Here is a 24,636-nt window from a genome sequence, read left to right as displayed (position 1 = left end):
GAACAGCACAGGGAGAGTCATATGCCGGAGAAGCTGCAAGTCGCGATCGTCGGGTCCGGCAACATCAGCACTGATCTGCTCTACAAACTGCAGCGTTCGGAGTACCTCGAACCCCGCTGGATGATCGGCATCGATCCCGAGTCCGAAGGTCTGGCGCGGGCACGCAAGCTCGGTCTCGAGACCTCTCACGAGGGGGTGGACTGGCTGCTCGCGCAGGACGAGAAACCCGATCTGGTCTTCGAGGCCACCAGTGCCTACGTGCACAAGGCGGCGGCACCGCGCTACGAGGAGGCGGGAATCCGCGCCATCGACCTCACCCCCGCGGCGGTGGGCCCGGCCGTGATCCCCCCGGCCAATCTGCGCGAACACCTCAACGCCCCGAACGTCAACATGATCACCTGCGGTGGCCAGGCGACGATCCCGATCGTCTACGCGGTGTCCCGCGCGGTCGCCGAACAGGGGTCGTCCGTGCCGTACGCCGAGATCGTGGCCAGCGTGTCGTCGAGTTCGGCAGGCCCCGGCACGCGGGCCAACATCGACGAGTTCACCAAGACCACCAGTAAGGGTGTGGAGACGATCGGCGGGGCCCGTCGCGGTAAGGCGATCATCATCCTCAACCCCGCGGATCCGCCGATGATCATGCGCGACACCATCTTCTGTGCCATCCCCGAAGACGCGGACCGTGACGCGATCGCCCAGTCGATCCGCGACGTGGTCGCCGAGGTGCAGACCTATGTGCCCGGCTACCGCCTGCTCAACGACCCGCAGTTCGACGACCCCTCGATGCACTCCGGCGGCCAAGCCGTGGTGACCACGTTCGTGGAGGTCGAAGGCGCCGGCGACTACCTGCCGCCGTACGCGGGCAACCTCGACATCATGACGGCGGCCGCCGCCAAGGTCGGCGAGGAAATCGCAAAAGAATCCCTCTCAGTGGCAGGAGGTGCGCAGTCATGAGCACCGACATCTTCTTCAACCCGATGTGGGACGTGCGGATGACGGATACGTCGCTGCGCGACGGGTCCCACCACAAACGCCACCAGTTCACCGCCGACGAGGTGCGGTCCATCGTCGCGGCGCTGGACACCGCCGGTGTGCCGGTGATCGAGGTGACCCACGGTGACGGCCTCGGCGGGTCGAGCTTCAACTACGGCTTCTCGAAAACGCCTGAGCAGGAACTGATCAAGCTCGCGGCCGAGACCGCCAAGGAAGCCAAGATCGCGTTCCTCATGCTGCCCGGAGTGGGCACCAAGGAGGACATCAAGGAGGCGCAGAACAACGGCGGGGAGATCTGCCGCATCGCCACCCACTGCACCGAGGCCGACGTGTCGATCCAGCACTTCGGGCTGGCACGCGAACTCGGCCTGGAGACCGTCGGCTTCCTCATGATGAGCCACACCATCCCGCCGGAGAAGCTCGCGGCGCAGGCGCGCATCATGGCCGACGCCGGCTGCCAGTGCGTCTACGTCGTCGACTCCGCGGGTGCGCTGGTACTCGAAGGCGTCAGCGACCGGGTGGCCGCACTCGTCGCCGAACTCGGTGACGATGCTCAAGTCGGATTCCATGGGCACGAGAATCTCGGTCTGGGCGTGGCGAATTCGGTGGAGGCGGTGCGGGCGGGCGCCAAGCAGATCGACGGGTCGTGCCGCCGCTTCGGTGCCGGCGCGGGCAATGCGCCGGTCGAGGCGCTCATCGGGGTGTTCGACAAGATCGGCGTCAAGACCGGCATCGACTTCTTCGACATCGCCGACGCCGCGGAAGAGGTCGTGGCCCCGGCGATGCCCGCCGAATGCCTCCTGGACCGCAATGCGCTCATCATGGGTTACTCGGGTGTCTATTCGAGCTTCCTCAAGCACGCCATCCGGCAGTCCGAGCGTTACGGCGTGCCCGCGCACAAGATGTTGCACCGCGCCGGACAGCGGAAGTTGATCGGTGGTCAGGAAGACCAGCTCATCGACATCGCGCTGGAGATCAAGCGCGAACAGGACGCCGCCGGAACGTCTTAGGCGGATCGGGCGCGCATCCGCCGGACCAGCCACACGGCGACCGCCACCCCGACCGCCGTGAAGACGACGAGTTGATAGCGGGACAGCCAGTCGGACACGGTTTCCCACCGTACGCCCAGGTGGTAGCCGGCCAGTATCAGCAGGGTGTTCCACACCGCGCTGCCGGCTGCGGTGAGCGCGATGAACCGGATGATCGGCATGCGCTGCAGTCCGGCAGGCACCGAAACCAGGCTGCGCACAACGGGAACCATGCGCCCGAACAGCACCGCCTTGGTTCCGTGGCGGTGGAACCAGGCCTCGCTTGTCGCCAGGTCGTCGGCGGAGAACAGCGGAATCCGCTCGGCCAGCCGGTAGACCCGGTCGCGTCCGAACGCGACGCCCGCGAGGTAGAGCAGCATGGCGCCGACGACCGAACCCGCAGTGGTCCAGATGATCGCTTCGAGCACCGTCATGTCACCGCGGGCCGCGGCAAAGCCGGCCAGCGGCAGGACGACCTCACTCGGGATCGGGGGGAACAGGTTCTCGGCGGCGATCGCGACGCCGGCGCCGAACCCGCCGAGCCGCTCCATCATCTCGACCGCCCACCCGGCCACTCCTCCGATCTGCTGGGCCTCGCTCGCGACCGTCGTGACATCCATGGCTCCGACGATAGAGAAGCGATCCCGCAGCAAACGTCGGCCTGTGGGGCGGCCACGTGACGCCGGTCCGAGTTGACCGTCCTCGGCGGTGCGGCGCGGTGACGGCGCATCGCGCCGGTATGCTGTGCTCCGCTGCCGCCGTCCCCGGCGACAGGCCGGATGGGGGCCCGGCAACACCCGCGATATCGGAGATGTTCTGAACGACCGAACGCGTGTCATGGGGAATCCGTGATCACCGACCCGCCTGGCCGGGAGGTTGCGATCGACATCCAGGCCGATCCGGCCGAGGAGCTGATCTGCCGACCGCGGGCACGGGGTTTGATCCATCTCGTCTCGGCCGCCGCCGCCGTCGTGGCGGGCGCGGCGCTGGTCCCGGTGGCATGGATGGGGACGGGTTCGTCACGGGCCGGGTGGGCTGCACTGATCTACGTGATCGCGATCATCGCCATGTTCAGCGTCAGCGCGGCGTATCACCGCGTGCGGTGGTCCTCGCCGTCGGCCGAGAAGTGGATGATGCGCGCCGACCACTCGCTGATCTTCGTGTTCATCGCGGCCACGTACACGCCGTTCGCGGTGCTGGCGTTGCCGCCGGGCATCGGGACGCAGGCACTGGTCATCATGTGGACGGGCGCCGCGGCCGGTGTCACGCTCAAGATGCTCTGGCCGTCGGCGCCCCGCTGGGTGGGCGTACCCCTTTATCTGATGCTCGGCTACGTGGCGGTCCTGTTCGCCGAAGCGCTGCTGATCGGCGCCGGGTTCACCGTCGTGGCCCTGCTCGTCGCAGGCGCGATCCTCTACAACATCGGCGCCATCTTCTACGGCATGCGCTGGCCGAACCCGTGGCCGGGCACCTTCGCCCACCACGAGTTCTTCCACGCGTTCACCGCGGCCGGGGCGCTCTGCCACTTCGCGGCCGTCTGGCTGGTCATCCAATAGTCGGACCCACCCGGCACGATGGGTCCCATGCCGACCCGTGATGACGCCCAGGCGCTGCTCGAACAGCTCGCCGGCCCGCAGGCCACCCTGCGCGACGACCAGTGGACCGCGATCGAGGCGCTGGTGCTCCACCGCCGCCAGGCGCTCGTCGTGCAGCGCACTGGATGGGGTAAGTCGGCGGTCTACTTCATCTCCGCCAAACTGCTGCGGGCCGCCGGCCGCGGACCGACGGTGATCGTCTCGCCGCTGCTGGCGTTGATGCGCAACCAGGTCGCCGCCGCCGAGCGCGCCGGCGTGCGGGCCGCCACCATCAACTCGGGCAACGTCGCCGAGTGGCAGGACATCCACGGCCGGGTGCAGCGGGGCGACCTCGACGTCCTTCTGGTCAGCCCCGAGCGGCTCAACAACCCCGACTTCCGTGACAGTGTGCTGCCCGCGCTGGCCGCGGACGCCGGTCTGGTCGTGGTGGACGAAGCGCACTGCGTATCGGACTGGGGCCACGACTTCCGCCCCGACTACCGGCGCATCCGCACGCTGATCGGGGAGCTGGGGCAGGACATCCCGGTCCTGGCGACCACGGCCACCGCCAACGACCGGGTCGTCGACGACGTGGCGAGCCAACTCGGGGTGGGCGGTCGCGACACCCTGGTGCTGCGCGGCGGACTGGACCGCGAATCGCTGCGGCTGTCGGTTGTCCAGGCGGGTAACCCGGCCCAGCGCGCCGCGTGGATCGCCGGCCATCTCGGCGACCTGCCGGGGTCGGGCATCGTCTACACCCTCACCGTCGCCCAGGCTCATGACATCGCCGCGCTGCTGCGCGAACACGGCCACACCGTCGCCGCCTACACGGGTTCCACCGACCCGACCGAACGGGAACAACTCGAGGCCGACCTGCTGGCCAACCGGGTCAAGGCGCTGGTCGCGACGTCCGCGCTGGGTATGGGGTTCGACAAACCCGACCTCGGCTTCGTGGTCCACCTCGGTGCGCCGTCCTCACCGATCGCCTACTACCAGCAGGTCGGCCGTGCCGGGCGCGCCACGTCGAGCGCCGAGGTGGTCCTGCTGCCCGGCCGCGAGGACCAGGAGGTGTGGCGCTATTTCGCGTCGGTGGCCTTCCCGTCGGAACCCATGGTGCGCAACGTGATCGGCGCCCTAGAGACGGACCGGCCGCAGTCCACCCCGGCGCTCGAACCGCTCGTCGACCTCAACCGCAGCCGCCTGGAGATGGTGCTCAAGGTCCTCGACGTCGACGGCGCGGTGCGGCGGGTGAAGGGCGGGTGGGTGAGCACCGGTCAGCCGTGGAGCTACGACGAGGCGCGCTACCGCAAACTCGACGAGGCGCGGCGACGCGAACAGCAGGCCATGCTCGACTACCAGAGCACCGACGGCTGCCGCATGGCTTTCCTGCGCCGTCAGCTCGACGACCCCGAATTGCGTGAAGGTGACCGCTGCGGGCGATGCGACAACTGCACCGGCACCCGCCTGTCCGCGGACGTCGACACCGCCGCGGCCGAGGACACCCGCCGCAGACTGATGCGTCCCGGCGTCGAGCTCAGCGCCCGAAAGCAGTGGCCGTCGGGCCTGACGAAGCTGGGCCTGGATCTGAGCGGACGCATCAACGACGGTCCCGCGACAGGCCGGGTGATCGGCAGGCTGACCGATCTGGGCTGGGGTGCCCGGTTGCGCGCGGTGCTCGACGAACCCGACGGCGAGGTCTCCGAGGACATGGTGCGCGCCGCCATCGACGTGTTGGCGGCCTGGGAGTGGCAGACGCGTCCGGTCGCGGTGCTCGCGATGGACTCCGACACCCACCCGGTGCTCATCCGCTCGTTGGCGTCCCGGCTCGCTGAACTCGGCAGGCTCACCGACCTCGGCACGCTGCAGTACCGGCCGGACCGGCGTCCGGTGACGGCGGCGAACTCCGCGTATCGGGTGGCAGCGCTCCAGGATTCGTGGGAAAAGCCGGCTCTCGACGGGGTGACCGGGCCGGTGCTGCTGGTCGACGATCTCGCCGACACCGGATGGACGCTGACGATGGCGGCGCGGGTGGTCCGTGCCGCGGGTGCGCCCGAGGTGCTGCCGTTCGCGCTGGCCGCCGTCAGCTGACGGTCCGGCTCACCACTGCGGTCTGGACCCGCCGAGCTGCAGCGTGACCGCGTCGGCGGTAGCCACCAGCGCCCGTGCCCGCACGCCGATCTCGTTGTCGGTCAACGACGTTCCGATGTGCATCGAGGCGACCATCGCCTGACGCTGATAGTGGTCGTACACAGGTGCGGAGATGACGCTGATGTCGTGGCGTTTGCGCCCGGGGGAGTCCCCGGCGCGCAGGTACACACGCTCACCGATATCGGACACCAATTCGCCGAGCAGCGCGCGCAACTCGTCGGGCAGGGTCGTCGACATGCCGGCCATCAACGCATACAGCCTCCGGCCTCCCGGCGTCAGCCGCTCGACAAGGTATCCGTCGGCGCGGCACTCGGCGATCACCCGGTTCAGCCGGTCGGTGTCGGTGCGCAGCGGCAGCGTCGGCTCCTTGGACAGCCACGCCTGGACCGCCTCGTCGTCCCACAGCACGAACATCAGCCCGACCGGCGGTGCGAACGGGTAGCTCTGGCCCACCTCGACACCGGGCCGGGCGCCGGCGGGTGCGACGAGGTCCAGCAGCGTGATCCGGTCGTCGATGACCCCCGACAGCGCGGCCGTCACCCCGAAGCGGGCTGACAGTCGGCGCAGCTCCTCGCGAGCGGCCGGGCTGACGCGCATCGACTCCTGCGCCTTGTGCCCGAGCGTGATCAGCGACGGGCCCAGCCGGTACGTCTTGTCCGTCGCATCGCGCACCAGATAGCCCGCGTCGGACAGCGAGGTGACGATGCCCAGGCACGTCGGCTTGCTCAACCCGACCCTGCGGGCGAGTTCCGAGACGCCGAAGCGCTGGTCGGGGTGGCCGGCCAGGAAGTCGAGAATGCCCACGACCCGCTCCGTCGGCGGAGACGGGCGGCCGGATGACGACTCGGTGGTGGCCATGCCGGCACGCTACCTTTCCGTTCCATATTTGGACCAGCTCGGTCAGTATATTGACTACGGCTAGAACGCGTTCTAGTTTCGGGGCGTGTACTCGCAGCCGCTGACCGACGCGATCGCCGAAGCCGAACACCTCGTCACGCAAGCACCGTTCATCGAGTCGGAGGCCGACCTGCTCGAGGGTCTGCAATACCTGGCCGGGGGCATCGCCGCCTGCACGCACCTGGCGTTCGACTACGACCGTGACCACCCGTTCATGCAGTCGGGCACGGGTCCGTTCACGAAGATGGGCCTCGACAACCCGGACGCGCTGTACTTCGGCACGCGCGTGCACGCCGGTCACGAGTACGTCGTCACCGGCAAGCGGGGCACCGCCACCGACCTGGCCTTCCAGCTGCTCGGCGGGGAGTACACCGACGACAACGTTCCGCCGAGCCAGGCCGCGTTCGACGACCGCGAGCTCGACATCGCCGCGGACGGCATCTACGAGTGGCGGGTGACGCCGAGCAGTCCGTCGCAGCTGGTCGTCCGCGAGGTCTTCAACGACTGGTCGGCGCAGCGCGGCTACATCAGCATCGCGCGGACCGACACCGCGGGCACCGCACCGCCGCCGCTGACCAGGGAGCTCATCGAGAAGCGGTACGCCGTCGCAGGCAAACAGCTGGTGCAGCGGGTCAAGACGTGGCTGCAGTTTCCGCAGTGGTTCTACAACACGCTGCCGGTGAACACGATGGTCCCCCCACGGCTCACGCCGGGCGGCCTGGCTACCCAGTACTCGTCGGTGGGGCATTTCGACCTGACTCCCGACCAGGCGATGATCATCACGCTGCCGGTCAGCGACGCGCCATACCTCGGCTTCCAGCTGGGCAGCCTCTGGTACATCTCGCTGGACTACATCAACCATCAGACGTCACTGAACGGCACTCAGGCACAGGCCGATCCGGACGGCAAGATCCGCATCGTGGTGTCCGACGCCAACCCGGGAGTGACGAATTGGTGTGAAACCCTGGGCCACCGCAGGGGTTACCTGCAGTTCCGCTGGCAGCGGCTGTCCCGGGCGCTGACCGAGGCCGACGGCCCGACGGTCGACGTCGTCGACATCGAGGAGGTGGCGGCCGCTCTACCGCACTACGAAACGAACAAGATCTCCGATGCGGACTGGCAGGCGCGGATCGCGCTGCGCCAACAGCAGATCCAGAACAGGATGGTGGGCTGACATGGCCGGGTTGCTCGACGGCAAGGTCGTGGTCATCAGCGGTGTCGGGCCCGCGCTGGGCACGACCCTCGCGCGGCGCTGTGCCGAAGCCGGCGCCGACCTGGTGCTGGCCGCGCGCACGGTGGAACGCCTCGACGACGTCGCCGAACAGGTCATCGGTCTGGGAAGACGGGCGGTGTCTGTCGGCACGGACATCACCGACGACGCGCAGGTCGCGAACCTCGTGGAGCGGTCGCTGGAGGCCTACGGCAAAGTCGACGTGCTGATCAACAACGCGTTCCGGGTTCCGTCGATGAAACCGCTGGCGAACACCACGTTCGAGCACATCCGTGAGGCGATCGAGCTGACCGTGCTCGGGGCGCTACGGCTGACCCAGGGTTTCACGCCCGCGCTGGCCGATGCCAACGGCGCGGTCGTGAACGTGAACTCGATGGTCATCCGTCACTCGCAGGCGAAATACGGCGCCTACAAGATGGCGAAATCCGCGCTGCTGGCGATGTCGCAGTCCCTGGCCACCGAACTCGGCGACCAGGGCATCCGGGTGAATTCGGTGGTGCCGGGCTACATCTGGGGTGACACGCTGAAGAGCTACTTCAACCACCAGGCCGGCAAGTACGGGACGACCGTCGACGACATCTACCAGGCGACCGCTGCGGCGTCCGATCTCAAGCGGTTACCCACCGAGGACGAGGTCGCGTCGGCGATCCTGTTCATGGCCAGCGACCTGTCCAGTGGGATCACCGGGCAGACCCTGGACGTCAACTGCGGGGAGTACAAGGCGTGACGCGAAGACGAGCGCGAGTGAGGATCGCAGCGAGGCACGAGCGAGGACCGGAGCGAGCGGGAGTCGAGCAGTGAGCACGCGCACCAATGTGGGGACGGTCGAGGATCTGCACGCGTCGGCGGTCAAGGCGTGCGGGCTCGACGATTTCGGCATCGACGACGACAACTACCGAGAGGCGCTCGGCGTACTGCTCGACTCGTACGCCCGCGACGCCGATCTCACCGAGATCGGCAGCAAGATGTCGCGATTCTTCCTGCGCAACGCGCTGGTGGCCCGGCTGGTGTCCGAGGCGGCGTTCAAGCAGTATCCGCAGCACGCCGACGTCGCGATCGAGAAGCCCATCTTCGTGACCGGGCTGCCCCGCACCGGCACCACGGCACTGCACCGGCTGTTGGCCGCCGACCCGGGTCACCAGGGCCTCGAGCTGTGGCTGGCCGAGTTCCCGCAGCCGCGGCCACCCCGCGAAACCTGGTCGCAGAACCCGGTTTTCCAACAGCTCGACGCGCAGTTCACCAAGGCGCACGAGGAGAATCCCGATTACACGGGGCTGCACTACATGACCGCCGACGAGGTCGAGGAGTGCTGGCAGCTGCTTCGGCAGTCGTTGCACTCGGTGTCCTACGAGACGCTCGCCCACGTGCCGACGTATTCGCAGTGGTTGGCCCGGCAGGACTGGACGAAGCCGTATCAGCGACACCGGCGCAACCTGCAGTTGATCGGCCTCGACGACGCCGAGAAGCGTTGGGTGCTCAAGAATCCCAGCCATTTGTTCGCGCTGGACGCGCTGTTCGCCACCTATCCGGACGCGTTGGTCGTGCAGTGCCACCGGCCGCCGGAGACCATCATGGCGTCGATGTGCTCACTGGCCCAGCACACCACCGCGGGATGGTCGAATACGTTCGTGGGAGCGCAGATCGGCGAGGACTCGATGGAGACCTGGTCCCGCGGGCTGGCGCGGTTCACCGCCGAACGCGCCGAGCGCAACCCCGCGCAGTTCTACGACCTGGACTACTTCGAGTTCATCAACGATCCGGTGGCCGAGGTGGAGCGGATCTACCGGCACTTCGGGTTGCCGTACACCGACGCCGCCAGAGAGGCGATGGAGACCAGCCACGCGGACAGTCAGAAGGGGCCCCGCGCGCCAAAACACACCTACTCGCTGGCCGACTACGGGTTGACCGCCGAACAGGTCAAGGAGCGCTTCGCAGGGCTCTGAGCCTGCCGCACACCGCATTTCAACCGCTGACACGTCACGGGCCTCGACGGCCTGAACGACGCCGGCGGTAAGCACGTCCCCCGCGCCGATCACGGCGCATCGTTTCGGGTGTCCTGCTCCCCGGACCATCTTTTGCGCGCTCACTGAAGCGCTCGCGAAGCCTGCCACCCGTCCCGACCCTGCGGATCGATGTGCGGGCCCCTCGTCACCCTTGCCGGACGTCGGTGTACCGGCGCGGCGTTTGCACGGCCCCCACTGGCAACTAATTAACGCAATTGCAGGTCAACGCTCTGAGCAGGGACTCTATCTGAATAGAAATTTGCTGAAACTGCGCATCTGTGCGCGTAGTTTTCGCATAGGCGAGGGTATTCGATATCGACGGCACAAGCTGGTCTCAATGAAGTACCAGCTCAATGCCGATAAAGGCGCGGCAGTGACCTAGGTCACCTCGCGGTGGATGGCGACGGCCAGAACCATGTTTAGAAAGCCTTGTGGCATTGCTTGACCGTGCCATTGACGGGTGGTAGCGTCCCTCACGCGTCGCAAGCCACAGGTTTCAGGGAAGTGGCAAGGATGTGCTCACCTGGATCTCAGGTCGAGCCGGGTCAGGGGTTTCTTCAGGGGGTTGCAATGCGTTCGAAGCAGTCGTGCGCGGGTGTACTCCAGCACTCCGATCACCCCGACAGCGACCTGAAGAGGTTGCCCACCGTTCACGGCGTCCAAAGGATGAAAATGCCGACCACCTACGCACTTCCCGCCCTCCTCGACATGACGACCGACGCCGTCGGCGACGGTGTTGCGCCGGCGCAGCCCCTTCACAGCGTCGGCATTCTCGGACTGGGGTATGTCGGGCTGCCCACCGCGGTCGCCCTCGCCGAGTCGGGCGTCGCTGTATTGGGTTGCGACATCAGCGAATCGCGCATCGCGGCGATCAAATCCCGGCAGGTCGACCTGCTCGAGGACACACTCGTGAGCCTGGATCGGCTCCTCGACACGGATCTGCTCACCCTCACCACCGAGGTCACCGGTCTCTCCGGGGTCGATGCCGTGCTGATCTGTGTGCCGACCCCGGTCGACACTCATCTCGTTCCCGACCTGACCGCCCTGCGCGCAGCGTGCGCCACCGCGGTCGAGGCGGCGCGACCGGGCCAGACGATCGTGCTGACGTCGACCACATATGTCGGCTGCACCCGCGAACTGCTCGTCGAACCCCTGCGGCGCCGCGGTCTGGTCGCCGGCCGCGACGTGTTCGTCGCCTTCAGTCCGGAACGGATCGACCCGGGTTCTCCGGCGCACCTCCCGGAGGAGACGCCTCGCGTCGTCGGGGGCGTGACCGAGGAGTGCGCCGCCCGCGCGACGCAGACGCTGATCCGGTCCGCCGCCTCGATACACCACGTGTCATCTCCCGAGGCGGCCGAGCTGACCAAACTGCTCGAGAACACCTTCCGTGCGGTGAACATCGCGCTCGCGAACGAATTCTCCGACGTCGCAAACAATTTCGACATCGACGTGATGGAGGTGATCTCCGCCGCGGCCACCAAGCCGTACGGGTTCATGCCGTTCCGGCCCGGCCCCGGTGTCGGCGGACACTGCATCCCTTGTGATCCGCACTATCTGCTCTGGCAGCTGAAGGCCACGAAGCTGCCGTCGCCGGTGACGGAGGCGGCCATGGCATCCATCGCGTCCCGCCCGCAGGCGGTGGTCAACCGTGCCCAGGGATTGCTGGCCGACAGTGGCCGGGCGCTGACCGGTTCACGGATCCTGGTCGTCGGAGTCGCGTACAAGCCCGCGGTGGCCGATGTGCGCGAGTCACCGGCTCTGCACATCATCGAGGAACTGCACCGCCGCGGCGCCGAGGTCGCGTTCACCGACGTCATGGTGGAAAGCGTGTGGACGGCCTCGGGACAGCTGGTACGCGAAACCGATTCGGCAGAGCAGGATTGGGACCTCGTCATCGCGCATACGCTGCATCCCGCCACCGATCACGCCTGGCTTTCCACCGTCCCGCTGCTCCTCGACGCCGCCTACGGGCTGCCGGAGTCGCCGCAGCGGAGGGTGCTTTGAGCACGGTCGCTCCGGTCGCGCCCTCTGTCGCGACACTCGGCGCGGATCCGGCGCCGCGGGTTCCCCGCACCATCGCATTCGCTCAGTGGATCGATTCGAAACCTGCCGACGTCCGTCGCGGTCTGCGTAGGGTTCTGGTCCTCGCGGCGCTCATGCCCTTGATCGTGTTGCTCGCGGTGCAGGCCCCGCTTCTGCCCAGGGGAACACTCCTACTCGGCTACGGGATGCTCGTCCTCACCGCGACGATCTCGATGATGTACCTCGGCTTCGCGCGTTACGAGGACCCCAGCGTCCATCCGATGCGCACCGGCAACCGGACACCTCTGTTCGGGGGCGCGAAAGGCATCACCGAAGTCATTCCCGCGCTGCCCGCCCAGCCGACCGTGAGTCTGCTTGTCGCGGTCCGCGACGAGTTGGACGGGATCGAACAGTGCGTGCGGACCATGGTCGGCTCCGACCACCCCCACCTCGAAGTGATCGTCATCGACGACGCGTCGACCGATGGCACGCCCGACGTGCTCCGTCGACTGGCGGCCGAACTGGACGTCACGGTCATCTTCAAAGAGGTCAACGGTGGCAAGAAACACGCGCTGACCGACGGCGTGCGCATCGCCTCCGGCGACATCCTCGCGTTCACCGATTCCGACTGCGTCCTGGCTCCGGATGCGTTGTCGCGCTGCGTGCGCGCTCTGGTCAACAATCCCGAACTGGGAGCGGTGAGCGGCCACGCACGCGCCCTCAACGCCGATGACACCGTGCTGACCCGTGCGCAGGACACCTGGTACGACGGCCAGTTCCGGGTGGCGAAAGCCGCGGAGGCGACCTTCGGAAGCGTCTCCTGCGTGTCGGGACCGCTGGCGGTGTTCCGGCGGGACGCGATCGTGAACTATCTGCCGGCGTGGGCCAACGACACGTTCCTCGGTCGCGAATTCCGCTTCGCCACCGACCGGCAACTGACGGGTTACGTACTCGGCCAGGTGTGGAAGGGCCGCGGACTCAAGCGACGGTATGCCGACGATCCGCTGGTGGCCGACCACGACTACGCCGAACGCCCCTGGCGGGTCGGGTATGTGCGCTCGGCGCACGTCTGGACGACGGTTCCTGCGCGCTTCCGCCCGTTCCTCAAACAACAGGTGCGGTGGAAGAAGAGCTTCATCCGGAACCTGTGCTTCACCGGGTCGTTCATGTGGCGGCGTGGTCCCGGCGCTGCGGCACTCTTCTACGGGCATGTGCTGTTCGTGGCGGTCGCGCCGATCATGGCCGTGCGCCACCTGGTCTGGGCGCCGGCGCACGGGCTCTACTTCCTCACCGTGCTCTACCTGTGCGGGGTGCTGACGAAGGGGTTCGCGTGGGCGCTGTCCTTCAAGCTCTCGAATCCGGGCAACCCCCATTGGCGCTACCGCCTGATGATGGCCGCGCTCGGTTCACTGCTGCTGTCCTGGCTCCTGCCCTACTCACTGGCCACCATCCGCAAGGGCACCTGGGCGCGGGGTGCCCAATGATGATCCACCGCTTGAAGAATCGACTCTTCGACCTCTTCTACCTCACCGTGGGCGTGCTGATCTTCCTGATCGTGCTGACGAACGGAACATTCTGGTGAGGGTGGCATCCGGCGCAGGTTGGCGGACGCGGATCGGGCGTGGCTCGGTGCGCATCGTGTTGTCGGCCCTCACGGCGGCGCTCGTCGCGACCCCGTTCGGCGTGGCCTGGTACCTGCACGAGCTCGGATTGCAGGTGACCGAACAGTTCTCGACGCCGGTGGCGTCGCTGACGCCCGACGAGACCGTCCTGGCTGGTGTCGTACGTTCCGAGTTGCCCTCTCGCACACCGCCGGTGGTGCTCGCCTATCACGATGTGCGGCCGGTCGAAGAGCATTCCGACGCCGGCGCGGAACCGCGACACCACTTCGTCGTCACCCCGGAGGCGTTCGATGCGCAACTCGCGGCACTGCGGGCGGCCGGCTACAGCTCCATCACCTCCGATCAGTACGTCGACTACCTCGCGGGCGGGGTGGTGCCCGAGCGGTCGGTGCTGATCACGTTCGACGACGGCACCCACGGGCTGTGGACCCATGCCGACAAGATCCTCGAACGCCACGGGATGCACGCCGCCTCGTTTCTCATCACGGGCAACGTCGGCGCGAACCGGCCGTATTACCTGTCGTGGCAGGAGATCGAGCGGATGGCACGGTCCGGCCGGTGGGATTTCCAATCGCACACCCGCAAGATGCACGCCCGGCTGCCGGTCGACGCGGCCGGAACGCTGGCCTCCGAGATGACGCACCGCCGTTGGCTTCCCGAGAAGAGCCGGCTCGAGACACTCGAGGAGTTCGAGACCAAGATCAGAAAAGACCTGCAGGCCTCGGTGCAGGACATCCTCGACCACGGGTTGCCCCGGCCGACGCTGTTCGCCTTCCCGTTCTCCGAGGGGTTCAGTGACCACGGCGACTCGACCGATCCGCAGGCCGCCGCCGTCGCGATGACGGTCATCCGTGAGTTCTTCGCGGGTGCGTTCAACAACGCACCGCCGCAGCCTCTGCCCGCGGGTGCCCGGGCGGCCGCCGTCGGGATGACCGGCCGGATCGAGCTGACATTCGACTCCACCGTCGACGAGTTGCTCGCCGCAGTGCGGGCCCGCACCCCGGTCACCCCCGCCCAGGCTCCGCCGCCCCGCCGCCCCGATCTGTGGACACAGCTCAGCGACGACACGCCCGCACCCGTTCTCGCGAGAGGCGACGACGTGCGGATGAGCGGTCCTGGTCGATGGTCGGGCGTCGCGTACGGCCGTGAGGCGACGGCGGATTGGGCGTCCTACACCGCATCGGTGACCCTGCGCGGGTTGGCTGCACCCGGGGTGGAGAACGCCGCGCTGATCGCCCGCGTCGGCACCGGCGAAGAACTCTCGACCCAGGTGAGCTCCGACTATCTGAGGGTGTCGATCGGCCTCGGCGCGAAGCCGAAGGTGGTCAGGCAGTTGCCGTTGGCACGCCGTGACCAGCACACCGTGAAGATGACGGTGGCGCCGACGGTGATCGAGATCGTCGTCGACGGGTCGGTGCGGGTGACGGTCCCGCTCGACGGTGGTCCGCAGGCATACGGAGGGATCGGGCTGAGCAGTTCCCGAATGACCGAGTCCGCGCCGTGGCCGGTGTTCACGAAGCTGTCGGTCACCGCGGGCAGGGATCTGCCGAACGTGAAAGCCGGTGTGGGACTGCCGGTCCGGGGTTGAGGGGCCTCAGCGGTCGGCGGTGACCACCCGGATGTCGTCGAACCGTAGTTCGGCGTTGTCGCCGCGAATTCCGACCCCGCCCTCGCGGAGCGGCGGGCACCCGATCCCGCTGTCGGTCGCTGCGACGGTGTGACCGTCGCGGTTCGCTGAGATCGTGACGGAGCCGTCGGGCTTGTTGCGGACAGCGACGGAGATCTGTTGCCACCGGCCGAACGGTATCGGCGCGTCCGCGACGACGGCACCGAGGTCGAGGTAGCGGCCGCCGTTGGAATCGCCTCCCGCACACTTCTTCTTGATCACCATCGTCGCATCACGGCGGTCCACACTGACCGCGTACAACTGCCGGTCGGACTGGTACCGCACCCAGATGTGGGCTCCGTCGAAATTCTGAGCCGGCGTCCGCGCGGTGGTGACCAGCTGCGGCACCTCGAGCCGCAGAGCGACGTCGATGTCGGTGAGATCGCGTCGCGCCGAGACCATCCGGAACACCGCTGACCCGGTGTCGCCCTCTCCGCGACCGGCATCCGGTATCCCGGTCCAGCCTTCGTCGTCGTCACGGAACAACGATCCGCTGGTCACCGCCCAGGTCGAGGTGTCGTTGCCGGCGAACGACTCCTCGAGCAGCGGCTGCTGAGAAACGCACGCCGCGGCGGACGCCAGTGTCATCACACCGGCGATGCCGCGGAGCACCGGCCACACGTGCCGGATCGTTCAGCCGTCACCGGGGGAGGGGGCGGTGGAGTTCTCCTCCAGACAGCCTTCGGCGACAGCGTGTTTGATGCTGTCGGACAGCTTCGGGCAGGTGCGGGTCCGTGCCGGTTCGCCGCCGGCCTCCCGGATTTCGGAGAAGTATGCGCACCGTTGCGATGCCTCGGAGTTCCACTGCACAGAGGTGTGGCCGCGTCCGAGCTTCTTGACCTCCACCGCGACGTGGCAGAACCGGCAGTCGACCGACACCAGCCCGGACCTCAGGTAGCGCTCCCGATCCCGCTGCGTCGCTTCCCGCACCGCCGCCGCCCGCGCCTCGTCGCCGGCGAAACTCGGCGCCTTCGACCAGGTCTTGGGCCCGCCGGTGGACGGTTCGGGATGGTCGTCGTCGTCATGGGCGCCGTGCAGCAGGAGCATCGACCGGGCCAACCGGTCGACCTCGGCGTCCTGCTCCTCCGGTGAGGTCATGACGTCGGCTGTTCGGCTTTCTCGTCGGACCGGCGCTGAAGATTCGCCTCGACCTCGGTGTTCCAATACTCGTTGGCCGCCGTGGTGTCGACCTCGACCTCGAAGCGGTCGGTCATCTCGGGGGTGACGTCGGCGGCGTCGACATAGAACTGCTGATACCAGCGGCGAAGCTGATAGACGGCGCCGTCTTCTTCGACCAGCAGCGGATTGTCGATGCGGGTCTTGTGCTTCCAGATCTCGACGTCCTGGAGGAAGCCCTTGCTGACGCCGTCGGTGAAGACGCGGGACAGCTTGTCGGTGGTCTTCTCGTCCATGCCCTTGGGCTTCTCGACGATGACGCCCCACTGCAGCACGAACGAATCCTGGGTGACCGGGTAGTGGCAGTTGATCAGGATCGACTCGGCCTTGAACCCGCCGTAGTTGTTGTGCAACCAGTTGATCATGAACGAGGGGCCGAAGTACGAGGCCTCGGAATCGAGGTGCGCCTCCCCGTACGTCGTGCCCATATCGTCGATGTCCGGCCTGCCCACGTTGTGCAGGTACTGGCTGGCGATATGGCCTTCGAAGACGTTCTTGAAGTACGTCGGCAGCCCGAAGTGGATGTAGAAGAAGTGCGCCATGTCGGTGACGTTGTCGATGATCTCGCGGCAGTTGGCGCCCTCGATCAGGATCGAGTTCCAGCGCCATTCCGTCCACTCGTCGCTGGAGGACTCGGGAATCTCCGGGATGCGCACCTCCGGCGGCGGCGGGTTGCCCTCGTGGTCGTGCCAGACGAACAGCAGGCCGCTGCGCACGTCGGTGGTCCAGGCGCGGGTGCGGGCCAGCCGCGGTGTCCGCTTGGCGTAGGGCACGAGTTTGCACTTGCCGTCGCCGCCCCAGCGCCAGTCGTGGAACGGGCAGGCGACCTCGTCGCCCTTGACGGTGCCCTGGGACAGGTCACCGCCCATGTGCCGGCAGTAGCCGTCGAGGATCTTGACATCGCCCTTGGAGTCGGCGAACACCACGAGTTTGGTGCCGAACGCCTCCACGGAGTGCGGTTCGCCGTCGAGGTAGTCGGTGACCGGGCCGAGGCAGTGCCAGCCCCTGGCGTAGCGGTCGGGCAGGGTTCCGGTGTCGATTTCGCGGATGCCGCTGTGGGCGGTGTCGGTAGTCACCTGGGCGCCTCCAAAGTCCCCGGCCGCGATACCGCGGCCTCTAACTAGAACACGTTACAGTTTTGTCCGGTGATCTCGCAATAATTGGCGCGTGACCTGGGGCATACCCATGCTGCGAGGTTTCTGAACAACCGTCATTCCGCGTGCGGCATGCCCGTCCGCAGCGCGATGTCCTGCATCTTGCCGACCGAGATGACGTACTCGGCGGTGGCGACATCGCCCGGTGCGCTCTCGAATTGCATCCTGACCAGTGCCGGGCCGCGGGTGAACAGCAGCAGGGTGGCGGCCTTCGTGCCGTCCGGGGACATACCGACGACGATCGTGCCGTCGGTGCCGACCGGGGCCGCCCCCGGCACTCCGCCGGCAACGACCCTGCCCACCTCGGGCAGGGCCTTGCGCAGCGTGCTGGTCGCGGTCGGCGCATCGGGATAGGACACGATGGTGTCGGAGATCGCGCGGGTGTCCTCGGCGTTGACGAACAGGACGCTGGCCCCGGGCAGCCCGCCGGGATCCCGCGTCGTGGACCGCACCGCGAAGATGTCCTCGCTGTCGCTGACGTCGGAAGCCGTCAAAAGCAGGCGGCTGTAGTCGACGTCGCCGCTCCCGGAGGTGGTGCGCTCAGTGGTCGGCGCGGCCGTCAGGGGCGGAACCGTGGACGACGACTGGCGGGCTCCGGGAGGTGCCGGAGGCGCTTCGCACCCGAGCGTCGCGGAGCACGTCACCACCACCAGCGCGATGACGGACAACGACCTCAGAGCTGTATGACAGCGGCGTGTAGGCACTTCGATGACACGACGCATACCCGCCTGCGGTGACCGGGAATCGGCGGTTGCCGCGGAGCCGCGGCCGTACGGTAGGACGATGCGAGTGGGTCAGGTGGCGGCGCTGTGGCGTTATCCCGTCAAATCGCTCGGTGGTGAGCAGGTCGAGCAGGTGGAGTTCGGGCCCCGGGGTGTGCACGGTGACCGGTTGTGGGCGGTGCGTGACGTCGAGCGCGACATCACCGCCACCGCGCGCAGGGTGCCGGTGTTGTTGACCGCCACCGCGCGCTACTGCGCGCCGCTTGCCTCCGACGCGGGTCCCGGACGCGTGCCCGATGTCGAGATCACGTTCCCGGACGGCACGGTGCTGCGCTCCGACGACGACGCGGTCCACGCCAAACTGTCCGAACTGGTCGGCCGGGAGATGCGGCTGACCGCGCTGCCCCCGGCGTCCGATACGAGCCTGCACCGGCTGGGCCTGACGGACCCCGACAACTCGCCGATCGCCTCGATGCGCTCGGATTTCGGGATCGCCGACGGGGAGAAGCTGCCGAATCTCTCGATGATGCGGATATCGGACCTGATGCTGCTGGCGAGGTACTCGACGCCTCCCGGCACGTTCGTCGACCTGGCACCCGTCCACGTGATGACCCGGACCAGCCTGGACACGATCGGCGCCGAACTCGACAGCGCCGAACTCGGAAGCGCCGAACTCGACGTGCGCCGGTTCCGCCCCAACGTGCTGCTCACCCTTGATGATCCGGCCGACGCGCTGCCCGAGTCGCAATGGACAGGCGGCCATCTCACGCTCGGTGACGCGGTGCTCGAAGTGACCATGCCGACCATCCGCTGCGTGGTGCCGAGTCGGGCGCAGCCCGGCCTGGAGGTCGACCGGCGGATCACCCGCGCGGTCGCGGAGCGGGCGAACCGGTGCCTGGGCAGCTATTGCTGGGTCGACGCCGGTGGAGTGGTCGGGGTCGGCGACGAGGTGGCGTTGAAACCGCACCGGCACAGTGCGCTCGCCGGCGCGACACAACGCGGTAAGCGCATGGTGTTCGGACTGGCCACCGCGGTGGCCGATCGCCTGACCCGCTGACGGCCCGGATCGCACGGTTCGCCGAGACTACGGTTGTTGACGGAAATCCGTGGATCCGCGTCAACAACCGTAGTGTCGGCGCAAGGACGCTAGTGGATGTAGGTGTCGGCGAACCGCTTCATCGAATCCTTCTTCTTCGCCAGCGGCGCGTCGAAGCCCAGCCCGTCGAACATCCACGGGATCACGATGTTGTCGGTGACACCGGCCTCGGCGAGCTCGCGGTGGCCGTCGACCCCGAACTTGTCGATGCACACCGCCTGGAATTCGAAAGGGTCGTCCTCGCGGCCGAATTCGGCCCGCAGCGCGTTGAGCTTCGCGATGGTCTCGGCCAGCTGGTCGCCGGTCATCATGGCGCTGGTCCAGCCGTCGCCGACGCGCGCGGCACGTTTGAGGGCGACGTCGGTGTGACCGCCGACGTAGAACGGCACCGGCTCGGAGGGCGCGGGGCTCATCTGCAGCCGCTCGAAGTCGAAGAACTCGCCGTGGTACTCGACCATGCCGCCGCCCAGCACGAGCTTGAGCACCTCGATCATCTCGTCGACCCGCTTGCCCCGCCGTTCGAACGGCACTCCGCACCACTCGAATTCCTCAGGTGCCCAGCCGATCCCGACTCCAAAACCGAACCGGTTGCGGGTCAGGTTCGCCACCGAACCGACCTGACGGGCCAGCAGCAGGGGATTGCGCGAGCCCAGCTTCATCACGTTGGTGTAGAACCGCAGCGTCGACGTCACCGCACCCATCGCGGCGGCGGCGATCAGCGGATCCACCCACGGTGTGTCGGCGTTCCACATCCGCGAACCGTCGGGGGTGTACGGATAATCGGCCGCCTGCTTCTCCATGAAGAACAGCGAATCGGGCAGCGCGATCGCGTCGAAGCCGGTCTCCTCGGCGCATCTCGCGATCTCGGTGAGCTCGTCGATCGGGCCCATCGCGATGCTGACCGTGTACTTCATGGTCAAGCCGGTTGCGCTTGAACGGGTTTGTCGTCGCCCACGACCCACATGGAGTAGTACTGCGAACCGCCGCCGTACGCGTGCCCGAGCGCCTTGCGGACGTTCGGTACCTGGTGTTCCCCGGCCTTACCCATCACCTGGATGGCAGCTTCGGCGAACCGGATCATTCCCGACGCGCCGATCGGATTCGACGACAGCACACCGCCGGACGGGTTGACCGGCAGCCTGCCGCCGATCGCCGTCTCACCGGCCTCGGTCAGTTTCCACCCCTCGCCTTCGGCGGCGAACCCGAGATTCTCCAGCCACATCGGTTCGAACCAGGAGAACGGGACGTAGATCTCCGCGACGTCGATCTCGTCGATCGGGCTGCTGATCCCGGCCGCCGCCCACAGCGCCTTGGCCGCGTCACGGCCGGCCTGCGGGTTCACCTGGTCGCGGCCCGCGAAAGCCAGCGGTTCGGTACGCAGCGCGGTGGCGTGGATCCACGCCACCGGATGGCCTTCGGCGACACGGCGATCCGCGGACTCTTCGTCGCCGATCACCAGCGCGCAGGCGCCGTCGGACGACGGGCAGGTCTCGTCGAAGCGGATCGGATCCCACAGCATCTGCGATGACAGCACCTTCTCCAGGGTGATGTCGGGCTGGTGCAGATGGGCCAGGGGGTTCTTCGCGCCGTTGAGCCGGTCCTTGACCGCCACCATCGCCCCGATGTGCGTCGGGGCGCCCGAGCGGCGGATGTAGGCCCGCACGTGCGGCGCGAAGTAGCCGCCGGCGCCGGCGCCGACCGGCTTGGTGAACGGGACCGGAATGCTCAACGCCCACATGGCATTCGACTCGGACTGCTTCTCCCACGCCATCGACAGCACCCGGCGGTACTTGCCGGACTGTACGAGGCTCGCGGCGACCACCGCGGTGGACCCGCCGACCGATCCTGCGGTGTGCACCCGGATCAGCGGCTTGTTGGTGGCGCCGACGGCGTCGGCGAGGAACAACTCGGGCATCATGACGCCCTCGAAGAAGTCCGGCGCCTTGCCGACCACCACGGCGTCGATGTCGTCGAAGGTCGCACCGGCGTCGGCCAGCGCCCTGTCGATGGCCTCCCGCACCAGACCGCTCATCGACACGTCCTGGCGCTTGGCGACGTACTTGGTCTGCCCGGTGCCCAGCACCGCGGCCAGGTTCTTGCCGGCCATCAGTTCTTCCCCTCCAACACGGCGACCAGATTCTGTTGCAGCGCAGGCCCGCTCGTCGCGTGCGCGAGTACCCGCTGGGCCGAGCCGTCGAAGATGTGCCGGGCGGCGAAGCCGATGCGCTCCAGGCCCGCCGAGAACATCGGGTTGGCGGCCAGGGTGCCGCCGGACGGATTGATCGTCGTCGACTCCGACAGCCCGATGGCCTCTTTGAGGATGAGGTGCTGATGGGTGAACGGCGCGTAGATCTCGGCGACGTCGATGGATCCGGTGTCGCCGCCGGTGGCGGTGTGCGCCGATGCCGCGGTGGACGACGAGGTGGTCAGATCGCGGGCGCCGAGGATCGGGGTCTCGATACGGTGCTCGAAACCGGTGATCCATGCCGGGTTCTCGCGCAGTTCGCGGGCCCGGTCACCGGCGGCCAGCACGATCGCCGACGCCCCGTCGGTGATGGGGGCGATGTCGTGGCGGCGCAGGGGTTCGGCGAAGTAGGGGCGTTCGAGCAGTTCGTCGATACTGTTACCGGGTTTCTCCGAATCGGTGCGCCCGCCTGCGGCGTATGCGTCCAGCGCGACCTGCGCCATCTGCTCGGCGGTCCACTTACCCGCGTCCAGACCCATCCGGGCCTGCAGGCCGGCGATCGACACCGAATCCGGCCACAGCGGGGCGACGGTGTACGGGTCGGTCTGCAGGGCCAGCACCCGGCGCAGCGTGCCCGCGCTGGACTTGCCGAAGCCGTACACCAGCGCCGTCTCGACCTCGCCGGTGAGCAGCTTGATGTACGCCTCGTACAGCGCCCACGCGGCGTCCATCTCGACGTGCGATTCGTTGATCGGTGGGACGGCACCGATGGAGTCGATAGCGGAGATGAACGAGAAGGCGCGTCCAGCAAGGTAATCCGAGGAACCCGAGCACCAGAAGCCGATGTCGGTCTGTTTGATTCCCAGGTCTTCGTACAGTTCGGCGAAGCACGGCATCAACATTTCGACGCCGTTGGTGGTGCCCTCGGTGCGGCGCACGTGCGGCGCGTGCGCGAAGCCCACCACTGCAATGTCTGTCATGGCTCAGATCCCTTTAGAGGTGGTGCTTGTAGGTGTCGTACTCGGCGTCGGGCTCACCCGTCGGCCGGAAATGGCTGATGTTGTCGATGCCCAGCCCCCACTCCTCGCGGGGCTTCCACACCGCCTCCACCCGCATGCCCATCCGGACCTGGTCGGCCTCGATCTCGGTGACCAGATGCAGGAACGGGATGTCGGCACCGTCGAGCAGGACGTAGGCCGCGACGTAGGGCGGTTTGATGCGCTGTCCGGCGAACGGGATGTTGATGATCGCGAACGTCGTCACCGTGCCTGTGTCCGGCAGCTGGACGAATTCCGTCGTGGGCCTACCGGTACCCGGATCCGCCTCGCGCGGAGGGAAATACAGCTTGCCGTCCTTGCCGGTGCGGGCGCCCAGCAGCTTGCCCTCCTGCAGGGCGCGCAGGAAGGTGCTCTCCGGCGCCGACGCGGTGTGCTGGATCTCGATGGCGCTGGGCACCACCAACATCGTTATCGGATCCCGGTCGGACGGTTCGCCCTCCGGCTCCGCCTCGTCGCCCAGCGCGAAGTAGGCGATGTCGGTGATCGCGCCGACGGGCTCGTCGACCCAGTGGGCGTGCACCCGCGCACCGGTGTTGATCTTGTCGGCTTCGCCGGCATCGACCGCGTGCAGCAACGGTGTGTCGGCGCCGTCGAGTTTGATCAGCGCCCACGCGAACGGACGCGTCAACGGCTGGCCCTCGAGCGGCTCGGGCTGCCACGTCCACGACACCACGGTGCCGACACCGGCCACCGGTACGATCTCCGTCAACCGTTCGTAGGTCACCGGGTCGTATTCGGCCGGCGGCACGTGTACGCGTCCGTCGGAGCCCCGCACGCCGACGATGCGTTTGTCGCGCAGTGCGGTGAAGAACTGGCCGAGCAGTGGCCCGACCGAACGGGTGTAGTCGAAGGACAACTTCAGCGGCGCCGAGAGGGGCGGTTCATGCGTCTCGATCAGCGCCGGGCTGCTTTGGCTGGCGGTCACAGCACAAAGTAGAACAGGTTCTAACTATGGTTTCAAGGGACCGTCTAGACAGGCTAGGGAAGGCGACGCGATGAAGCTCGGACTCCAGCTCGGGTATTGGGGCGCACAGCCGCCGACCAACCACGCCGAACTCGTCGCGGCCGCCGAAGAGGCGGGCTTCGACACCGTCTTCACCGCCGAAGCGTGGGGGTCGGACGCCTACACCCCGCTGGCGTGGCTGGGGTCCTCGACGCAGCGGATGCGGCTGGGCACCTCGGTCATCCAGCTCTCGGCGCGGACGCCCACCGCGTGCGCGATGGCGGCGCTGACGCTCGACCACCTGTCCGGCGGGCGCCACATCCTCGGCCTCGGCGTGTCCGGGCCGCAGGTCGTGGAGGGCTGGTACGGACAGAAGTTCCCGAAGCCACTGGCCCGCACGCGCGAGTACGTGGACATCCTGCGCCAGGTGTGGGCCCGCGAAGCGCCGGTCACCAGCGACGGGCCGCACTATCCGCTGCCGCTGACCGGCGAGGGCACCACCGGGCTGGGCAAGGCGCTCAAACCGATCACCCACCCGCTGCGGGCCGACATCCCCATCATGCTGGGGGCGGAAGGGCCGAAGAACGTGGCGCTGGCCGCCGAGATCTGCGACGGCTGGTTGCCGATCTTCTACACCCCGCGTATGGCCGACACCTACAACGCCTGGCTCGACGAGGGGTTCGCCCGGCCGGGTGCCCGCCGCCGCCGCGAGGACTTCGAGATCTGCGCCACCGCGCAGGTCGTCATCACCGACGACCGGGCCGCCACCTTCGAGATGATGAAACCGTTCCTCGCGCTCTACATGGGTGGGATGGGGGCCCAGGACACCAACTTCCACGCCGACGTCTACCGCCGCATGGGCTACGCCGAGGTGGTCGACGACGTCACCAGGCTGTTCCGCAGCAACCGCAAGGACGAGGCGGCCACCGTGATCCCCGACGAACTCGTCGACGACGCCGCGATCGTCGGCGACATCGACCACGTCCGGGAGCAGATCAAGCTCTGGGAAGCGTCCGGGGTGACGATGATGGTGGTGAGCGCGCGCTCGGCCGAGCAGGTCCGGGAACTCGCCGCCCTGGTGTGAACACTTCTTGCGGGTTGTCTAGAACACGTTCTAG

The 24,636-nt window shown here is 67.7% G+C and carries 22 protein-coding genes; 12 read left to right on the top strand and 10 right to left on the bottom strand.

The features are described 5' to 3' along the window. Positions 1-21: 21 nt before the first annotated feature. Together I7X18_RS24180 and dmpG are read left to right on the top strand one after the other, a co-directional pair. Positions 22-954 carry an acetaldehyde dehydrogenase (acetylating) gene (locus I7X18_RS24180; RefSeq protein ID WP_193046523.1) on the top strand — a complete coding sequence of 311 codons (933 nt, stop codon included), beginning with the start codon at positions 22-24 and terminating at the stop codon, positions 952-954. Then, the gene (dmpG, locus tag I7X18_RS24175) at positions 951-2,003 is read left to right on the top strand and encodes a 4-hydroxy-2-oxovalerate aldolase (protein ID WP_193046522.1); all 1,053 of its coding nucleotides are present in this window, start codon (positions 951-953) and stop codon (positions 2,001-2,003) included. Before I7X18_RS24180 ends, dmpG begins: the two co-directional genes overlap by 4 nt. Here dmpG and I7X18_RS24170 read toward each other — a convergent pair. Then, positions 2,000-2,641: a DedA family protein gene (locus tag I7X18_RS24170; RefSeq protein ID WP_193046521.1), complete on the bottom strand. Its 642-nt coding sequence runs from the start codon at positions 2,639-2,641 to the stop codon at positions 2,000-2,002. The two genes, dmpG and I7X18_RS24170, sit on opposite strands and share 4 nt — an antisense overlap. Before the next feature lie 228 nt (positions 2,642-2,869). Here I7X18_RS24170 and trhA point away from each other — a divergent pair, with 228 nt between their 5' ends. Both trhA and I7X18_RS24160 read left to right on the top strand, forming a co-directional pair. Continuing rightward, positions 2,870-3,577, top strand: a complete 708-nt coding sequence (gene trhA / locus I7X18_RS24165) for a PAQR family membrane homeostasis protein TrhA (protein ID WP_404822819.1) — start codon at positions 2,870-2,872, stop codon at positions 3,575-3,577. Positions 3,578-3,604: 27 nt separating this feature from the next. Beyond that, positions 3,605-5,683, top strand: coding sequence for a RecQ family ATP-dependent DNA helicase (locus I7X18_RS24160; protein WP_193046519.1), 2,079 nt, complete (start codon positions 3,605-3,607; stop codon positions 5,681-5,683). A 9-nt stretch (positions 5,684-5,692) separates the two neighbouring features. On the opposite strand, the gene I7X18_RS24155 is transcribed toward I7X18_RS24160, so the two are convergent. Then, on the bottom strand, positions 5,693-6,601 hold the full coding sequence (locus I7X18_RS24155) for an IclR family transcriptional regulator (RefSeq protein ID WP_193046518.1): 909 nt from the start codon (positions 6,599-6,601) through the stop codon (positions 5,693-5,695). 85 nt (positions 6,602-6,686) lie between these two features. On the opposite strand from I7X18_RS24155, the gene I7X18_RS24150 reads away from it, so the two are divergent. The 6 genes from I7X18_RS24150 (at position 6,687) to I7X18_RS24125 (ending at position 15,106) form a co-directional block, all read left to right on the top strand. Continuing rightward, positions 6,687-7,814, top strand: coding sequence for a hypothetical protein (locus I7X18_RS24150; protein ID WP_193046517.1), 1,128 nt, complete (start codon positions 6,687-6,689; stop codon positions 7,812-7,814). A gap of 1 nt (position 7,815) precedes the next feature. Beyond that, the gene (locus tag I7X18_RS24145) at positions 7,816-8,598 is read left to right on the top strand and encodes an SDR family oxidoreductase (RefSeq protein ID WP_193046516.1); all 783 of its coding nucleotides are present in this window, start codon (positions 7,816-7,818) and stop codon (positions 8,596-8,598) included. Positions 8,599-8,668: 70 nt separating this feature from the next. Continuing rightward, complete coding sequence (locus I7X18_RS24140; RefSeq protein ID WP_193046515.1) at positions 8,669-9,814, top strand: sulfotransferase family protein; 1,146 nt, start codon at positions 8,669-8,671, stop codon at positions 9,812-9,814. Between the two features lie 768 nt (positions 9,815-10,582). Further along, positions 10,583-11,878: a nucleotide sugar dehydrogenase gene (locus I7X18_RS24135; RefSeq protein WP_193046862.1), complete on the top strand. Its 1,296-nt coding sequence runs from the start codon at positions 10,583-10,585 to the stop codon at positions 11,876-11,878. Beyond that, positions 11,875-13,380, top strand: coding sequence for a glycosyltransferase family 2 protein (locus I7X18_RS24130; RefSeq protein WP_226863713.1), 1,506 nt, complete (start codon positions 11,875-11,877; stop codon positions 13,378-13,380). Before I7X18_RS24135 ends, I7X18_RS24130 begins: the two co-directional genes overlap by 4 nt. A 94-nt stretch (positions 13,381-13,474) precedes the next feature. After that, positions 13,475-15,106, top strand: coding sequence for a polysaccharide deacetylase family protein (locus I7X18_RS24125; RefSeq protein WP_232375319.1), 1,632 nt, complete (start codon positions 13,475-13,477; stop codon positions 15,104-15,106). Positions 15,107-15,112: 6 nt separating this feature from the next. Here I7X18_RS24125 and I7X18_RS24120 read toward each other — a convergent pair whose 3' ends face one another. From I7X18_RS24120 to I7X18_RS24105, 4 genes are all read right to left on the bottom strand, one after another. Continuing rightward, positions 15,113-15,805 carry a hypothetical protein gene (locus I7X18_RS24120; protein ID WP_232375318.1) on the bottom strand — a complete coding sequence of 231 codons (693 nt, stop codon included), beginning with the start codon at positions 15,803-15,805 and terminating at the stop codon, positions 15,113-15,115. Positions 15,806-15,817: 12 nt separating this feature from the next. Continuing rightward, a complete protein-coding gene (locus I7X18_RS24115; RefSeq protein WP_193046514.1) occupies positions 15,818-16,282 on the bottom strand; it encodes a hypothetical protein in 465 nt (154 codons plus the stop codon). Then, positions 16,279-17,436: a 3-ketosteroid-9-alpha-monooxygenase, oxygenase component gene (locus tag I7X18_RS24110; RefSeq protein WP_193046513.1), complete on the bottom strand. Its 1,158-nt coding sequence runs from the start codon at positions 17,434-17,436 to the stop codon at positions 16,279-16,281. The genes I7X18_RS24115 and I7X18_RS24110 overlap by 4 nt, the downstream gene beginning before the upstream one ends. A 134-nt stretch (positions 17,437-17,570) precedes the next feature. Beyond that, positions 17,571-18,182, bottom strand: coding sequence for a hypothetical protein (locus tag I7X18_RS24105; protein ID WP_226863711.1), 612 nt, complete (start codon positions 18,180-18,182; stop codon positions 17,571-17,573). A gap of 115 nt (positions 18,183-18,297) precedes the next feature. Between I7X18_RS24105 and I7X18_RS24100 the strand changes: the two genes are divergently transcribed. Further along, positions 18,298-19,293, top strand: a complete 996-nt coding sequence (locus tag I7X18_RS24100; protein WP_193046511.1) for an MOSC domain-containing protein — start codon at positions 18,298-18,300, stop codon at positions 19,291-19,293. 89 nt (positions 19,294-19,382) lie between these two features. On the opposite strand, the gene I7X18_RS24095 is transcribed toward I7X18_RS24100, so the two are convergent. The 4 genes from I7X18_RS24095 to I7X18_RS24080 are packed head-to-tail and all read right to left on the bottom strand — an operon-like array spanning position 19,383 to position 23,500. After that, positions 19,383-20,246 carry a TIGR03619 family F420-dependent LLM class oxidoreductase gene (locus I7X18_RS24095; RefSeq protein ID WP_193046510.1) on the bottom strand — a complete coding sequence of 288 codons (864 nt, stop codon included), beginning with the start codon at positions 20,244-20,246 and terminating at the stop codon, positions 19,383-19,385. 2 nt (positions 20,247-20,248) lie between these two features. Further along, positions 20,249-21,439 carry a thiolase family protein gene (locus I7X18_RS24090; protein WP_193046509.1) on the bottom strand — a complete coding sequence of 397 codons (1,191 nt, stop codon included), beginning with the start codon at positions 21,437-21,439 and terminating at the stop codon, positions 20,249-20,251. Then, a complete protein-coding gene (locus I7X18_RS24085) occupies positions 21,439-22,497 on the bottom strand; it encodes a thiolase family protein (RefSeq protein ID WP_193046508.1) in 1,059 nt (352 codons plus the stop codon). Before I7X18_RS24085 ends, I7X18_RS24090 begins: the two co-directional genes overlap by 1 nt. A 13-nt stretch (positions 22,498-22,510) precedes the next feature. Continuing rightward, positions 22,511-23,500: a Zn-ribbon domain-containing OB-fold protein gene (locus I7X18_RS24080; RefSeq protein ID WP_193046507.1), complete on the bottom strand. Its 990-nt coding sequence runs from the start codon at positions 23,498-23,500 to the stop codon at positions 22,511-22,513. 70 nt (positions 23,501-23,570) lie between these two features. Here I7X18_RS24080 and I7X18_RS24075 point away from each other — a divergent pair, with 70 nt between their 5' ends. Further along, positions 23,571-24,602 (top strand): LLM class F420-dependent oxidoreductase, encoded by a 1,032-nt coding sequence (locus tag I7X18_RS24075; RefSeq protein ID WP_193046506.1) that lies wholly within the window; start codon positions 23,571-23,573, stop codon positions 24,600-24,602. Positions 24,603-24,636: the final 34 nt, after the last annotated feature.

Source organism: Mycolicibacterium baixiangningiae (assembly GCF_016313185.1).
GTDB classification, from domain to species: Bacteria; Actinomycetota; Actinomycetes; order Mycobacteriales; family Mycobacteriaceae; genus Mycobacterium; species Mycobacterium baixiangningiae.
The sequence above is the reverse complement of the archived record's forward strand: the minus strand, read 5'-3'. Positions and strand labels throughout refer to the sequence as shown.

What these genes read in the sequence shown, in the direction of transcription:
- I7X18_RS24180 (WP_193046523.1), top strand. Translation starts at nt 22, where the DNA reads ATGCCGGAGAAGCTGCAAGTCGCGATCGTCGGGTCCGGCAACATCAGC.
- dmpG (WP_193046522.1), top strand. Translation starts at nt 951, where the DNA reads ATGAGCACCGACATCTTCTTCAACCCGATGTGGGACGTGCGGATGACG.
- I7X18_RS24170 (WP_193046521.1), bottom strand. Translation starts at nt 2,641, where the DNA reads ATGGATGTCACGACGGTCGCGAGCGAGGCCCAGCAGATCGGAGGAGTG.
- I7X18_RS24160 (WP_193046519.1), top strand. Translation starts at nt 3,605, where the DNA reads ATGCCGACCCGTGATGACGCCCAGGCGCTGCTCGAACAGCTCGCCGGC.
- I7X18_RS24155 (WP_193046518.1), bottom strand. Translation starts at nt 6,601, where the DNA reads ATGGCCACCACCGAGTCGTCATCCGGCCGCCCGTCTCCGCCGACGGAG.
- I7X18_RS24145 (WP_193046516.1), top strand. Translation starts at nt 7,816, where the DNA reads ATGGCCGGGTTGCTCGACGGCAAGGTCGTGGTCATCAGCGGTGTCGGG.
- I7X18_RS24135 (WP_193046862.1), top strand. Translation starts at nt 10,583, where the DNA reads ATGACGACCGACGCCGTCGGCGACGGTGTTGCGCCGGCGCAGCCCCTT.
- I7X18_RS24115 (WP_193046514.1), bottom strand. Translation starts at nt 16,282, where the DNA reads ATGACCTCACCGGAGGAGCAGGACGCCGAGGTCGACCGGTTGGCCCGG.
- I7X18_RS24100 (WP_193046511.1), top strand. Translation starts at nt 18,298, where the DNA reads ATGCGAGTGGGTCAGGTGGCGGCGCTGTGGCGTTATCCCGTCAAATCG.
- I7X18_RS24095 (WP_193046510.1), bottom strand. Translation starts at nt 20,246, where the DNA reads ATGAAGTACACGGTCAGCATCGCGATGGGCCCGATCGACGAGCTCACC.
- I7X18_RS24090 (WP_193046509.1), bottom strand. Translation starts at nt 21,439, where the DNA reads ATGGCCGGCAAGAACCTGGCCGCGGTGCTGGGCACCGGGCAGACCAAG.
- I7X18_RS24085 (WP_193046508.1), bottom strand. Translation starts at nt 22,497, where the DNA reads ATGACAGACATTGCAGTGGTGGGCTTCGCGCACGCGCCGCACGTGCGC.
- I7X18_RS24075 (WP_193046506.1), top strand. Translation starts at nt 23,571, where the DNA reads ATGAAGCTCGGACTCCAGCTCGGGTATTGGGGCGCACAGCCGCCGACC.